This window comes from Fictibacillus terranigra, from assembly GCF_030412265.1.
In the GTDB taxonomy this organism is placed as follows: Bacteria; Bacillota; Bacilli; order Bacillales; family Fictibacillaceae; genus Fictibacillus_C; species Fictibacillus_C terrinigri.
The window spans coordinates 435837-450123 of sequence record NZ_JAUHLN010000001.1; the positions used below are offsets into that span (position 1 = coordinate 435837).

Genomic DNA, 14287 nt, shown 5'->3' on the forward strand with positions numbered 1-14287 from the left:
GATGAATATCACATTTCGATGGTACGGACGTGGAAACGATACCGTCACGCTGGATCACGTCAAACAAATTCCGGGAGTGAAGGGAATCGTTTGGGCGCTGCACGAAAAGCCGGTCGGAGCAGTATGGGAAAAGGAAGAAATAAAAGCTGAAGTGGAATACATTCAATCCAACGGCTTTCATGCAGAGGTCGTAGAAAGCGTGAACGTCCATGAAGCGATCAAGCTCGGCAATGAAGAACGCGGACATTATATCGAAAATTATAAGCAGACGATCCGCAATCTTTCCGAATTTGGCGTAAAGGTCATCTGCTACAACTTTATGCCGGTCTTTGACTGGACAAGAACAGATATGTTTCACCCATTGGAAGACGGTTCCACTGCTCTGTTTTTTGAAAAAGCCAAAGTGGAGAACCTCGATCCCCAAGAGCTGATCCGTACGGTGGCAGAAGCCTCTGACCTGACCCTGCCCGGCTGGGAGCCTGAAAAAATGGCGAGGATCAAGGAGCTTTTTGAGGCTTACAAGGAGGTCGACGAAGAGAAGCTTTGGGCGAACCTTCAAGTCTTTTTGGATGAAATCCTGCCCGTGGCAGAAGCGTGCGGCATCAAAATGGCCATCCATCCTGACGATCCGCCCTGGCCGATCTTCGGCTTGCCTCGCATCATAACAGGTGAGAAGAGCTACGAGAAATTGCGCGCGATCTCAGATTCACCGTCCAACAGCATTACGATGTGTACGGGTTCAATGGGTGCCAACCCTGCCAATGATATGGTGGAGATCGCCAGAAAATATGCAGGCAGCGCTCCGTTTTCCCATATCCGGAATGTCAAAATCCATGACAATGGTGACTTTGTAGAAACCTCCCACTTGACTCAGGATGGCTCGATTAATATCAAGGGTGTTGTAGAGGAGCTTCACAAACAGCAATACGAAGGATATGTGAGACCCGATCATGGGCGCCATATCTGGGGTGAACAGTGCCGCCCGGGATACGGGCTCTATGACCGTGCGCTTGGGATCATGTATTTGAACGGTCTATGGGATGCCTATCAGTCCATCGCAAAAAAGGAGTTGGCCTATGATTCCCGTGCATGAAAACTTAAACCGTAAAACAGCTGTCATCACCGGCGGCAGCGGGGTCCTTTGTTCCGAGATGGCCCGTGAGCTCGCCCGCCACGGCATGAAGGTGGCCGTTCTGAACCGAACCGCTGAAAAAGGGCAAAAGGTCGTCGATGAGATCCGGCAGTCTGGCGGCACCGCCCTTTCTGTTTCTACCGATGTATTAAACCGGAATTCGCTTGAAAAGGCAAAGGAGGAGATTTTGGAAACGTTCGGCTCCATTGATCTTTTGATCAACGGGGCTGGAGGTAACCATCCCGATGCGATCACCGATTTTGAGACGTACGACGCAGACGCTTCAGGAAAATCATTCTTTGATATGGATGAGAACGGATTTTCTACTGTGTTCTCTACCAACTTTACCGGCTCTTTTCTTGCGTCTCAAGTGTTCGGTAGGGCCTTGCTGCAGGCAGAATCACCAGCAATCATCAACATTTCATCCATGAGTGCCTATTCCCCAATGACAAAGGTACCGGCTTACAGTGCGGCAAAAGCATCGATCAATAACTTTACCATGTGGATGGCCGTCCATTTTGCTGAAACCGGCTTGCGTGTGAATGCCATCGCTCCGGGGTTCTTTTTAACGGCGCAAAACCGGGGATTGCTCTTGAAGAAGGATGGAAGTTATACCGATCGGTCCAAAAAAATAATTTCCGGCACCCCTATGAAGCGGTTTGGGAAGCCGGAGGATCTGCTCGGGACACTGCTCTGGCTAGCGGATGAATCCTGTTCAGGTTTCGTTACTGGCATCACGGTTCCTGTTGACGGAGGCTTCATGGCCTATTCCGGAGTATAGCAAAGTCCCCGATTGTAAAGCACTTTCAGGTATCTTATAATGTTTGAATGGAATGAATTGGACGGGGATGATGCACATGAAAAACATTACGATAGCTGATGTAGCCAAACATGCAAAGGTTTCAAAAAGTACGGTATCTCAGTTTTTAAACAAGCGGTTTGATTATATGAGCGAAAAGACGAAGAAAAAAATAGAAGAAACCATCAAAGAACTGAATTACCAGCCAAATATTGTGGCCCGCAGCTTAAAACAAAAAGCAACGTTTACAGTTGGAGTAGTGGTCGCCAATATTCTTCACACCTTTTCCACTCAGATTATAAGGGCAATGGAAGATGCGTTTCATGAACAAGGCTATCAGATTATTGTGTGCAATGCAGACGATGAGCCGGAAAAAGAAAAGAAGTATATTGAAATGCTGCTGGCCAAGCAAGTTGATGGAATCATGATTTTTCCGACGGGCTGTAACCTTGATCTTTATGAACGAATGAAGCGCCAGCAGTTTCCGGTCGTGTTTATTGACCGAACGATTAAGGACCTGAATATAGCCACCGTCATGCTGGACAACCAGATGGCAGCAAAACTGGCCGTTTCTCAGTTTGTAAAAAATGGCCGCAAACGGATTGCACTGATTACAACTTCGATCATCCGAAACATCAGCCCCCGGGTGGAACGTCTGGAAGGTTTTAAGAACGCTCTGGCCGATCATGGTCTGCCAGTTAATAAAGCATACTTGAAGAGTGCATCTGCCGATCAGCTGCCGGCCGTGCTTGAGGAAATGTTTAACCTGCCGGCACCGCCGGATGCCCTATTGGCAGGGAATGATATTGTCCTTTATGAAGTGCTGAGATTCATGAAGAAACGGAATTTAACGATTCCTGGCGACGCAGCAGTGATCGGGATCGATGATGTGCCGTTTGCGAGCTTTTTTACTCCGCCGATTTCGACTGTTGCTCAGCCGGTGGCTGAAATGGCGGAAAAAGCTGTCGAGCTGCTGCTGTTCCAGATTAAAAACAAAGAAGATAGAGAGTTTGAGGACATCTTTCGCTATAAACCAAGTCTTATTGAAAGAGATTCAGATTAATACTGTTAAGCATGGGGGAGTAATATGCAGCCTATTTTTATTACTTTAAATTCCTTTCAGTCAAAAGAAGTACAGGAGAAAGGCCAGGGGCATTTTTTTCCGCTTATTGCCCATGCCGGGGCACAGGGTGCAGAGATCAGAAGAGAGCTTTTTAGTGAGGAGGGAGGTTCTTTGCAAGACCTGCGCACCCAGTTGGAGGAAGCACATTTAACCTCCGTTTATTCGGCGCCTGTAGATTTGTTTAACGTTTTAGGATCATTAAATAAAGAGGCAGCTGCATTGACTGTTATGGAAGCGATTACACTTGGTGCTTCCCTTGTCAAGTTTTCACTCGGCCACTATAACATGCAGCGATCAAGCGTTACGGAATTAAAAGAATGGCTGGCTTCACTAAGCCCTAACGATCATAATTTGCAGATCACGATTGAAAATGACCAGACAAACCATGGCGGTTCCCTTGAAAAGATTCATCATTTCCTTAAGGAAGCCAAGGAGCAGCATGTACCTGTAAAGATGACGTTCGATATTGGAAATTGGTCATTTACCGGGGAAGACGTGTTCTCGGCGGCAAAAGTACTTTCAGAATATGTGGTTTATCTGCATTTCAAGCACATCGAACAACAGAACGGCAGGCTGGTCACCTTGCCTCTGCCTGCAGGTGAAACTTCCGAATGGAGGGAACTTGTTTCCCATTTTTCAAATGATATTCCGAGGGCTATTGAATTTCCCATATCCGACGGTAATGAAGCGTGCAGTTATACAGCGCTTCTTGCAAACGCGTAACATCACAAAATAAAGGAGTGGTTACTGTCATGAAGAACATTGATCCATTAGCAAGCAAAAAGCGCTGGATGATCTTGATTCCAATTGCTTTTATTACGTACAGCCTGGCGTATCTTGATCGTGCGAATTATGGTTTCGGTGTTGCCGGTGGAATGGGTGAAGACTTAAAAATTACAGCATCTGTTTCTTCCCTCCTGGCTTCTTTATTCTTTTTAGGTTATTTCTTTTTTCAGATTCCTGGAGCGATCTATGCTGAAAAGAAGAGTGCAAAGAAGCTCGTCTTCTGGTCATTAATTCTTTGGGGAGGACTTGCAACGGCTACCGGTTTTGCGACCAATGTCGCCTGGCTTTATCCGATTCGTTTTTTTCTTGGAGTTGTTGAAAGCGCTGTTATGCCCGCGATGCTCGTTTTCTTAAGCGGCTGGTTTTTAAAGACTGAGCGTTCCCGTGCGAACACTTTCCTTATTTTAGGGAACCCTGTAACGGTTTTATGGATGTCTATTTTATCTGGCTATCTGTTGAAGGCTTTCGATTGGCGCATGATGTTTATCCTTGAAGGGGCACCTGCCGTTCTATGGGCTTTTATCTGGTGGAAGCTTGTGAATGACCGTCCAAAAGAAGCAAAATGGCTGACTGATGAGCAGAAAATGAATCTCGAAACGGAAATGAAAAAAGAACAATCAGGGATGAGGCCTGTTAAAAATTATCGTGAAGCATTCAAATCCAAAAAGGTTATTTACCTTTGCTTTCAATACTTTTTCTGGAGTATTGGTGTATACGGTTTTGTCATGTGGCTTCCTTCCATTATTTCCAAGGCATCCAAAATGGACATCGTTGCCACAGGCTGGCTTTCTGCAGCGCCCTATGTCCTTGCGGTAATCGGGATGCTGCTCGTTTCCTATTACTCCGATAAAACACTCAATCGAAAAAGCTTTGTATGGGTTTCATTGCTGATCGGCGCCATTGCTTTTTATGGTTCCTATGCAGTGGGTACATCTGACTTTTGGGTATCGTTTGTTCTCTTAGTGATTGCAGGCGGGGCCATGTATGCACCTTACGGGCCGTTCTTTGCGATCATTCCGGAGATTCTGCCGCGGAATGTTGCAGGCGGAGCAATGGCATTAATCAACAGTATGGGCGCTTTAGGATCATTCGTCGGTTCCTATTTTGTAGGGTACCTGAACGGAGTGACCGGCGGACCTAGTGCATCCTATATCTTTATGGCTGGTTCCCTGTTGCTGTCCGTCATCTTTACATTGCTTGTGAAAACAAAAGATGAGCATTCCGTTCAAAAAATGGAGGTTCAATCCCTGTGAATATTCAACTTGCTTTAGACCGGCTATCGATTGAAGAAGCGCTGTCCATTGCTGATCGAGTGGAGCCATACATTGACTGGATCGAAGTAGGGACTTCATTGATTAAGGAATTCGGCATGGAAAGCGTGCGCCTTTTAAAAGAAGCGTTTCCTCATATAATGATCGTGGCAGACTGTAAGACGTTTGATAACGCAGTGTATGAATTTGAGCTTTGTTTTTCGGCGGGTGCCGATGTGGCAACAGTGCTGGGAACTGCTCCAGCCGTATCCATTGAAGCTTGTATGGAGACCGCTAAAAAGCATGGCAAGCAAGTCATGGTTGATCTGCTGAATGCATCCGAAGAACAAATCCAAATGTGCAGCCAATTTGAAGAGGCGATTCTTTGTTCACATGTAAGTAAAGATGAGCAGGAAATGAGAGGGCAAAAAGGGCGCCTGCATATCCCTTCTTTTTCAAACAGGTTAGCCATGGCTGGGGGTATATCGATAGATTCCTTTTGTGAAATTAAAAAACACAGCCCATATGTTGCCATAATCGGGTCAAGCATTACAAAGGCGGATGATCCCGCGTTGGCTGCTAAAACCTTTTATGAGATGGCAAAACAGCAGAAGGAGAAGGCTTGTGAATGATATGAACACCATTTTGCAGGAGATTCAGGGTGTTGTTGATCAGATTGATCCCGGTTTAGTAGAAGCTGTAACGGAACATGTGCAGTCGGGAAAACGGATCTTTGTCGTTGGTGAAGGCAGGTCTGGATTCATGGCGAAATCATTTGCCATGCGATTAATGCATTTGGGGGCAACTGTCTTCGTAGTAGGGGAAACCATTACTCCCGCCTTGAAATCTGGGGACGTGGTGGCAGCGGTGTCTGGTTCAGGAACGACAAAAAGTGTAGTGAATACGGCAAAAAAAGCCAGAGAGCTTGAATGCCGGGTCATTGCGATTACGACGAGGACGGATTCAGAGCTGGCAGATTACTCGACCCTAGTGGCACACCTTCCTGCAGCAACAAAATATAGAGGGGAAGACGAAGCAGCTAGCGTTCAGCCATTGGGCTCCCTTTTTGATCAATGTGTACATGTCTTTTGTGACGCGGTGTGCTTGAGCTATGGTGCAAAGCAAACTGAAAATAATGAATCCGCTTTTATGCGTCACAGTAACTTGGAGTAGATCAAATTCTGCACTCCATTACTAAACCGGTTTATATCCGGTTCGCCTAAAAATATCAGAATATTTCAAATGTATAGGGAGGGATTGCCATGTTTTCAAAAGGTAAACTGCCAATTATTATCATGTTGTTTCTTGCGGGCGTTATCAACTATTTGGACCGTTCGGCACTTTCGATCGCAGCCCCATTTATTCAGGATGATTTAACATTATCTGCTACACAAATGGGTCTGATTTTCAGCAGCTTCTCCGTCGGCTACGCCATCTTTAACTTTTTGGGAGGAATGGCATCGGACCGCTATGGAGCGAAGTTAACATTGTTTGTCGCCATGGTTGTCTGGTCCTTATTCAGTGGTGCGATCGCACTCGCCGTAGGCTTTGTAAGCTTAATGGTCATTCGTGTATTGTTTGGAATGGGAGAAGGGCCTCTTTCAGCCACGATCAACAAAATGGTCAATAACTGGTTCCCGCCGACACAAAGAGCTTCAGCCATCGGAGTCACAAATAGCGGAACGCCATTAGGAGGAGCGATCTCGGGACCAATCGTCGGCATGATCGCAGTGGCGTTCAGCTGGAAGGTGTCCTTCATTCTGATCATGATCATCGGGTTGGTATGGGCAGTATGCTGGTTTAAATTTGTAAAAGAAAAACCGGCCAAACCAATGGGGGAGGCACCGGCAGTCAAAGTGGATGTTGCGCCTCAAGAGAAAATTCCACTGACGTTTTACTTGAAACAAAAAACGGTGCTGTTTACCGCCTTTGCCTTTTTTGCTTACAACTACATCTTGTTCTTCTTCCTGACGTGGTTCCCGAGCTATCTCGTAAAAGAACGCGGTTTGAGTGTGGAATCTATGAGCGTCATCACGGTCATTCCATGGATTTTGGGCTTTATCGGTCTTGCAGCCGGCGGCTTTGTTTCAGATTATGTATTTAAAAAGGCAGCCAAAAAAGGCGTGCTGTTCTCACGTAAAGTAGTGCTTGTTACCTGCCTGCTTGCTTCTGCAATCTGCATCGGGGTTGCCGGACTGGTAACAACAACTGTAAGTGCGGTTATTCTCGTGGCATTATCCGTATTCTTCCTGTATCTAACGGGAGCCATCTATTGGGCCATTGTCCAGGACGTGGTCGATCAGAACAATGTAGGATCGGTTGGGGGATTCATGCATTTCCTGGCCAACACAGCGGGTATTATCGGGCCTGCGTTAACAGGTTTTATCGTCGATAAGACGGGGACGTTCTCAGGTGCCTTCCTTCTCGCGGGCGGTCTGGCCGTATTTGCTTCCCTCACTGTCATCCGTTTCGTCCGTCCGATCATCAGCGGAACAAAAGATCGTTCAGTCAACGATTCTGTTTCTTTTTAAGGAAATGGAGAGATAAACCCCGAAGCCTTGTTGGCTTTGGGTTTTTTCTTTTATCTCCTCGGACCTAATGGCGTATGGCGGTTTAAAGATGGGGCATTAACGCTTTGTGCATTATTTTTATTTAGTGCTGGGAGCGGGGTCTTTTTTTTTTATAAAAACATTATTCATTGGGCGAATAGGACAAATTTGGTACCGGGGAGACTGAAAATAAAGGAGGCGATGTTCAATGAACACATTCGAAGTCATCTCGTTGATGCTTAGTTTTGGAATGTTTGTGATCGCTGTTCTCGATTTTCATAACCATGACAAGAAGTCCTAGGAGACAGGAGTTACCCTTCTACCCATACGGCTGTGGCCGTGTGGTTTTTTTGATGCAGGGCAATCACACACATATTACAAACCTATACTCCCTGTCTCGAAAAACCCTCCTTTTGGCCTAGGAATTTATTCCATCAAGTGATTGTAATACTTTTTCATTAAATATATCATTATGTTTAATATATTGTTAGAAAATTCAATTTATTGAAAAGAGGTGTAACTATTTGTCAGAAACGGCGCTCTGAACCTGAAGGAACGGCAATGGCCTCGCAAGACGCCTTACTTTCCCTATCCAACCTCTCACCTAGAATCGACGTCTATCCTTACTATTACCACATGACTCTGCCCGGAGCAGAAAACGATTGTTTTTTGCGAAAGGGCACGGTAGAAAAACTGATCAAAGCAGCCAATTACTTACCTCAAAATTTAAAGCTGGTCATCTTCGACGGCTGGAGGTCCTATGAAACTCAGTTCGCGATCTATGAAGCCATTAAAGCACACCTCGAAACCCGAAACCTCACCAAGGAAAAAATGCAGGAAGAAATCTCTAAATATGTGGCGATTCCGACCCGCGATCTGAATAAGCCTGCACCGCACCTTACCGGTGGAGCGGTGGATTTGACGATCGCGGACGAGAACGGATGGCTCGACATGGGGACAGACTTTGATGATTTTACCGAAAAGGCACAGCTTGAGTGGTACGAGAAAAAGCACCAGCTGACCCGCCAGGAAGAAGCCATTCGGGACAATCGCCGGCTGTTGCGAAAGGTGATGGAGGGAGCAGGATTTGTCTCCAACTCCGAGGAGTGGTGGCATTATGACTACGGAAATCGGAGGTGGGCGAACGCAACAGGAAACAGCATTATTTATTTCGGTATTCAAAAAAATTAAAACGTGATGGAGGAGAATGATGAAAAGAAAACTTAGCCTTCTGCTCGTTGCAGTGATGATTCTTGCTTTGTTATCGGCCTGTGTGAAGAATTCAAACGCTACACCATCCAGTAGCGAAGGTACAAAGGGCTCAAATGCGTCAAATGGAAAGGATGTCCTGACAATTGCCACGACTGCGGATCAGGGGACGCTTGACCCGGCGGTGACGATGGATAATTCCGCATGGAAACTTACATATCCGGCCTATGAGCGCCTTGTGGAATATGACGGAGGAAGCACAAAAGTAAAGCCTGGTCTCGCAAAGGAATGGAAAGTAAGCAAAGACGGCAAGACGTGGACGTTCACCCTGAACGAAGGCCATAAATTTGCCGATGGAACCCCAGTGGACGCACAAGCGGTCCAAAAAAGCTTTGAGCGCCTCAAGAAAGTCGCCAAAGGCCCCTCGGAAGTATACAGCCTCGTTTCCGAAATCAAGGCTGAGAATCCAACAACCATCACGTTTAAACTCAAAGAAAATTTTCCGCCCTTTTTATCCACACTGGCTGCCAACTACGGCAGCATCGTAAACCCGAAAGTCATGGATCATGAACAGAATGGTGACGCAGGACAAAACTATCTGGCGACCACGACCATGGGAAGCGGCCCTTATAAACTCGCAAAATGGAAAAAAGGCGAGTATGTGAGACTCGATCAGAATAAATATGCGGCCAAAAAGCCCGCGTTCAAAAAGGTATATTTTAAAATTGTAGCCGATCCTTCTGCACAGCGCCTCCAGCTGGAAAAAGGCGAGATTGACATCGCGGAAGGCATTCCGGTCGATCAAATCAACAGCGTGAAAAAGATGAAAAACGCCACGATTCTCCAGGAGCCGAGCCTTCTCGTGGAATATGTATATGTTAACTCCAGCAAAGGCAATAAAGCCCTTCAGAACAAGAAGGTACGCCAGGCTTTGAACTACGCCATCGACTACGACAAGCTGATCGACGCGGTACAGCAAGGATACGGAACACAGATGCGCGGCCCGATCCCGAAAGGATTGTGGGGCCATGACGGTCAAGCACAGCAGTACAAGTATGACAAGGCAAAAGCGAAATCGCTGTTAAAAGAAGCGGGAGTGTCGAACTTGAGCTTAGACCTTCTGTATTCTGACAACAAAACCTGGTGGGAGACGGAAGCATTGACGATTCAGTCGAACCTGAAGGACATTGGAATAAAGGTCAACCTGAAAAAAGTAGCCTATGCCACCTCAAGGGAAATGATTGATAAAGGTGATTTTGACTTGGCGCTTGGAATGTGGAGCCCTGACTTCGGGGATCCGTATGCGTTCATGAACTACTGGTTCGATTCCAAGAACTTCGGGCTTGCCGGTAACCGTGCGTTCTATAAAAACAACACCGTCGATCAGAAGCTGAGAAAAGCAGCGACATTAAACGATGAGAAAAAACGTGAAGCACTTTACCAGGAGGCTCAGCGTATGGTCATTGATGACGCGCCGTACATTCTCTTGTATCAGAAAGACTTCTTGCTGCCAATGAGTAAAGGTGTCAAAGGATTTGTGTACAATCCGATGCTCGAGAGCATGTACAACCTTGGAGATATGTCCAAATAACAGAGAATCGGAGTGTTGAACGATGAAGAAGATGATCTTAAACCGTATGGGCCTCCTTCTCTTCGTAGTGTTTGGCGTCACTTTGGTCTCCTTTTTGCTGTCACACGTCATTCCGGGCGATCCAGCCCGGATGATGGTAGGGCAGCGGGCAAATGAGGAAACACTGCAGCAAGTACGCCAGCAGCTCGGTTTGGACCAGTCCCTTTGGGTTCAATATGAAACCTATATGAAAGGGATATTAAGCGGGGACCTCGGTACGTCGATCCGTACGCAAAAACCGGTCCTGGATGATCTGGAAGCCTTTTTCCCTGCCACGATGGAACTGGCAGTGATTGCATTTATCTTTGCTTTAGGCATCGGCATTCCTCTTGGTGTGCTGGCGGCTGTCAAAAAGAACAGCATATGGGATCATGCGAGCCGGATCTTTTCTATCAGCGGTGTCTCGACACCGGTGTTTTGGAGCGGTCTTGTTGTCATTTTGTTTTTTTACGGGTATCTTGGATGGTTTCCAGCGAACGGGCGCTTGGACATCAGCATCCATCCGCCGACTCGCATTACAGGTTTTTATATTTTGGACAGCCTCTTGAGCGGGGATATGGTCGCACTGAAAAGCAGCCTTCATCATATTCTTCTGCCGGCCATCGTGCTGTCCTATGCGCAATTAGCGGTCATCACCCGCCAGGTGCGGGCCAGCATGCTCGAGATCATGGAGCAGGAGTACATCCGTACGGCGATCGCCAACGGTATTCATGGGCCATTCCTGTTCTTCCGTTATGCCCTAAGGAATGCCTTGATCCCCACGATAACGGTCGTTGGAATTTCCTTTGGCTCCTTGCTGGGAGGGGCAGTAGTAACAGAGACGATCTTCGGGTGGCCGGGAATGGGAAAATACGTGGTCGACTCCATTGCTTATCTTGATTTTCCGGCCATGATGGGCTTTACGCTGCTGATCGCCGTCGGATACGTCATCATCAATCTTATCGTGGATCTTACGTATTACGTGCTTGATCCACAGATTAAAGGATAGGAGGGAGGACATGGAAACACCTCTGCACAGAGAAACAAGCCAGCCCAAGCCGATTAAGGCTGTTCACCCTTTCTGGTACAAGCTGAAACAAAATCGGATGACGTGGGTGGGGTTAGGCATCCTGGCGTTTATCGTAATCTGCTCCTTGTTCGCGCCTGTCCTGACCTCCTACAACCCAACGCAGATTGATATCTCGCAAAAGTTTCAGGCGCCATCCATGCATCACTGGTTTGGTACGGATGAAGTAGGAAGAGATATTTTAACAAGGATCTTGTACGGAGCAAGGATTTCACTTGGCGTAGGGATCACCGTCATCATTATTGCAAGTATCATTGGAATTCTGATCGGGACCGTTTCCGGTTATTTTGGCGGGATCATGGATTTGGTCATCATGCGGATCATGGATATGGTCATGGCCTTTCCGACCCTCATTCTCGCAATGGCTCTTGCTGCCGCTTTAGGACCGAGTCTGCAAAACGCGATGCTTGCCATTGCGATTGTCAAGATACCGGTCTATGTCCGGCTGGCGCGGGGTGAGTCGCTTGTCATCAAGGAAAAGCTTTTCGTCAAATCTGCAGAGTCATTCGGAATCAATCCATGGCGGATCATCGTCAAACACATCGTTCCAAACTCGGTATCACCGGTCATCATTCAGGCCACACTTGATGTGGGCGACGCGATCCTCATGATTGCCACGCTCGGTTTCCTTGGATTGGGAGCACAGCCGCCGGCACCTGAATGGGGGGCCATGATCAGCATCGGCTGGAAGTACTTGCTGGATTACTGGTGGTATCCGGCGTTTCCAGGACTATTTCTCTTCCTGTCTGCAGGTTCTTTAAATTTAATCGGTGACGGGATCCGCGACATTCTGGATCCAAAAGCCGGGCGCTAGGAGGGCCGCATCATGGTATTGGAGATGAAAGATTTATGCGTCGATTTTACAGGTATGAGAGGGAAGGTGCAGGCTCTCCGCAATGTCAGCCTTTCGATTCATAAAGGAGAAATATTAGGAGTAGTAGGCGAGTCGGGATCAGGAAAATCGGTCACTGCTTTATCCATTCTTGGTCTGCTCGGCTCCAATGCCCATATCTCAAAAGGAGAGATCTCCTATTTGGGCAGAGATCTTCTTAGCCTTGGTAAAAAGGAAATGCAGAGCCTCCGGGGCAAAAAAATCGGCATGGTGTTCCAGGAGCCGATGACCGCCCTGCATCCGACGATGAAGGTAGGGAATCAGCTCGCGGAAGTGATCAAACGGCACAGGGAGGTTTCAAAAAGAGAAGCAAACCTGCTTGCCGTTCAAGCGTTAAGGGAGGTGCACATCCATGATCCGGAGCTTGTGGCGAAAAAGTATCCGTTTGAACTGAGCGGCGGCATGCGCCAGCGGATCGTGATCGCCCTTGCGATGTCCGCGCCTCCTGACCTGCTGATTGCGGATGAACCGACGACCGCTCTGGATGTGACTATTCAGCAGGAGATATTACAATTGATCAAAGAGCTGAACTCGAAAAGAGGGACGTCTGTCCTTTTGATCACACACGATCTGGGCGTTGTGTCCAAGGTGTGCGATCGGGTGATGGTCATGTACGCGGGTGAAGTGGTGGAGGAAGGGAAGACGGAAGCGGTCCTGAACGCACCCTCTCATCCGTATACAGAAGCCCTACTGCACGCACTTCCTGATCGGGCGGATCCCGGACAGCCGTTACAAGCGATTCCAGGTGAGGTTCCGGATCTGCAAAACCGTCCCGTCGGCTGTGCCTTTGCCTCCAGATGCAGCAAAGCCATGGATATATGCAGTGTTTCTGCACCAGCGCTTGAGCCGGTATCCGGCAACCGTTCAGCCGCCTGCTGGCTAAGGGGGACAAGACATTGAGCACACTCATTCAATTCGAAAAAGTGGAGAAGTCGTTTTCTAAAGGACAACATGTGATACGGGCGGTCAGTAACGCGAATTTTTCTGTTAAAAAGGGCAGTGTTCTCGGACTGGTCGGTGAATCCGGTTCGGGTAAGAGCACACTGGGCAAGATGCTCATCGGCTTGGAAATGCCATCAGAAGGAATGATCCATTATCAAGGAAATCCGTTATGGAAGAAGAACAAATTTAAACGCCCCCGTCCAGGTGAAATCCAGACCGTGTTTCAGGATCCGCAGTCTTCGCTTGATCCGAGGATGCGCGTAAAAGATATTATCCTCGAGCCGCTGCTGGCACTGGACAACAAGCAGAGAGAGGAGAAAGGTGAAAGCCTGCGCCTTATTTCTCTCGTGAAGAGGGTTGGATTAAAAGCCGAACACCTTGACAGGTATCCGCATGAGTTCAGCGGAGGCCAGCGGCAGCGGATTGCCATTGCCCGTGCGCTCATCACTGATCCTGCGTTTATCGTGCTGGACGAACCGACCTCCGCACTGGACGTATCGGTGCAGGCACAAGTGCTGAATCTGCTAAAAGATCTGAAGAAAGAACGAGGGCTGACGTATCTCTTTATTTCACATAACATGTCGGTCATCCGGTACATGTGCGATCAAATTGCCGTCATGTACAAAGGGCGGATCGTGGAGATGGGGCCATCCGCGGAGCTTTTCGAGCGGCCGCGTCATCCTTATACGAAAATTTTGCTCTCTTCTTTGCCTGGTCTGTTTGAGTCAGCGGATGAAGGAAAATTGGGTTTTGCAAACCCTTCAGAGGTAAAACCGGGTCATGAAGCCTGTGTGTTCTATGATCGGTGTCCTTACCGTATGGAGGCCTGCCTTAAGGCACCTGCTTATCGAAACGAAACGGACGAGCATGGATTTGCCTGTCATCTGAAAAAGTAGAGGAGGGGTGTCT

At 47.7% G+C, this 14287-nt stretch carries 15 protein-coding genes; all 15 read left to right on the forward strand.

Features of this window, described 5'->3' with window-relative positions; translation table 11 throughout:
* Nucleotide 1 precedes the first annotated feature (1 nt).
* The 15 genes from uxuA to QYF49_RS02260 all read left to right on the forward strand — a co-directional run bounded on the left by uxuA (nt 2) and on the right by QYF49_RS02260 (nt 14274).
* On the forward strand, nt 2–1093 hold the full coding sequence (gene uxuA / locus QYF49_RS02190) for a mannonate dehydratase (RefSeq protein WP_290397994.1): 1092 nt from the start codon (nt 2–4) through the stop codon (nt 1091–1093).
* Nucleotides 1077–1913 (forward strand): SDR family oxidoreductase, encoded by an 837-nt coding sequence (locus QYF49_RS02195; protein WP_290397995.1) that lies wholly within the window; start codon nt 1077–1079, stop codon nt 1911–1913. Before uxuA ends, QYF49_RS02195 begins: the two co-directional genes overlap by 17 nt.
* 76 nt (nt 1914–1989) lie before the next feature.
* On the forward strand, nt 1990–2994 hold the full coding sequence (locus QYF49_RS02200; RefSeq protein WP_290397996.1) for a LacI family DNA-binding transcriptional regulator: 1005 nt from the start codon (nt 1990–1992) through the stop codon (nt 2992–2994).
* A gap of 24 nt (nt 2995–3018) precedes the next feature.
* On the forward strand, nt 3019–3777 hold the full coding sequence (locus QYF49_RS02205; protein WP_290397997.1) for a sugar phosphate isomerase/epimerase family protein: 759 nt from the start codon (nt 3019–3021) through the stop codon (nt 3775–3777).
* A 29-nt stretch (nt 3778–3806) separates the two neighbouring features.
* Entirely contained in the window at nt 3807–5093 is a 1287-nt protein-coding gene (locus tag QYF49_RS02210) for an MFS transporter (protein ID WP_290397998.1), read from the forward strand.
* On the forward strand, nt 5090–5722 hold the full coding sequence (gene hxlA / locus QYF49_RS02215) for a 3-hexulose-6-phosphate synthase (RefSeq protein WP_290397999.1): 633 nt from the start codon (nt 5090–5092) through the stop codon (nt 5720–5722). The genes QYF49_RS02210 and hxlA overlap by 4 nt, the downstream gene beginning before the upstream one ends.
* On the forward strand, nt 5715–6263 hold the full coding sequence (hxlB, locus tag QYF49_RS02220) for a 6-phospho-3-hexuloisomerase (RefSeq protein ID WP_425589534.1): 549 nt from the start codon (nt 5715–5717) through the stop codon (nt 6261–6263). The genes hxlA and hxlB overlap by 8 nt, the downstream gene beginning before the upstream one ends.
* A gap of 89 nt (nt 6264–6352) precedes the next feature.
* A complete protein-coding gene (locus tag QYF49_RS02225) occupies nt 6353–7621 on the forward strand; it encodes an MFS transporter (protein ID WP_290398000.1) in 1269 nt (422 codons plus the stop codon).
* Nucleotides 7622–7847: 226 nt separating this feature from the next.
* The gene (locus QYF49_RS02230; protein WP_231689193.1) at nt 7848–7940 is read left to right on the forward strand and encodes a putative holin-like toxin; all 93 of its coding nucleotides are present in this window, start codon (nt 7848–7850) and stop codon (nt 7938–7940) included.
* 260 nt (nt 7941–8200) lie between these two features.
* Nucleotides 8201–8830: a M15 family metallopeptidase gene (locus tag QYF49_RS02235; RefSeq protein WP_290398001.1), complete on the forward strand. Its 630-nt coding sequence runs from the start codon at nt 8201–8203 to the stop codon at nt 8828–8830.
* Nucleotides 8831–8846: 16 nt separating this feature from the next.
* On the forward strand, nt 8847–10439 hold the full coding sequence (locus tag QYF49_RS02240) for an ABC transporter substrate-binding protein (protein ID WP_290398002.1): 1593 nt from the start codon (nt 8847–8849) through the stop codon (nt 10437–10439).
* A gap of 22 nt (nt 10440–10461) precedes the next feature.
* Nucleotides 10462–11466 carry an ABC transporter permease gene (locus tag QYF49_RS02245; RefSeq protein ID WP_290398003.1) on the forward strand — a complete coding sequence of 335 codons (1005 nt, stop codon included), beginning with the start codon at nt 10462–10464 and terminating at the stop codon, nt 11464–11466.
* A 10-nt stretch (nt 11467–11476) separates the two neighbouring features.
* The gene (locus QYF49_RS02250) at nt 11477–12358 is read left to right on the forward strand and encodes an ABC transporter permease (RefSeq protein WP_290398004.1); all 882 of its coding nucleotides are present in this window, start codon (nt 11477–11479) and stop codon (nt 12356–12358) included.
* A gap of 12 nt (nt 12359–12370) precedes the next feature.
* Complete coding sequence (locus tag QYF49_RS02255; protein ID WP_290398005.1) at nt 12371–13336, forward strand: ABC transporter ATP-binding protein; 966 nt, start codon at nt 12371–12373, stop codon at nt 13334–13336.
* Nucleotides 13333–14274, forward strand: a complete 942-nt coding sequence (locus QYF49_RS02260; RefSeq protein WP_290398006.1) for an oligopeptide/dipeptide ABC transporter ATP-binding protein — start codon at nt 13333–13335, stop codon at nt 14272–14274. Before QYF49_RS02255 ends, QYF49_RS02260 begins: the two co-directional genes overlap by 4 nt.
* Nucleotides 14275–14287 lie beyond the last annotated feature (13 nt).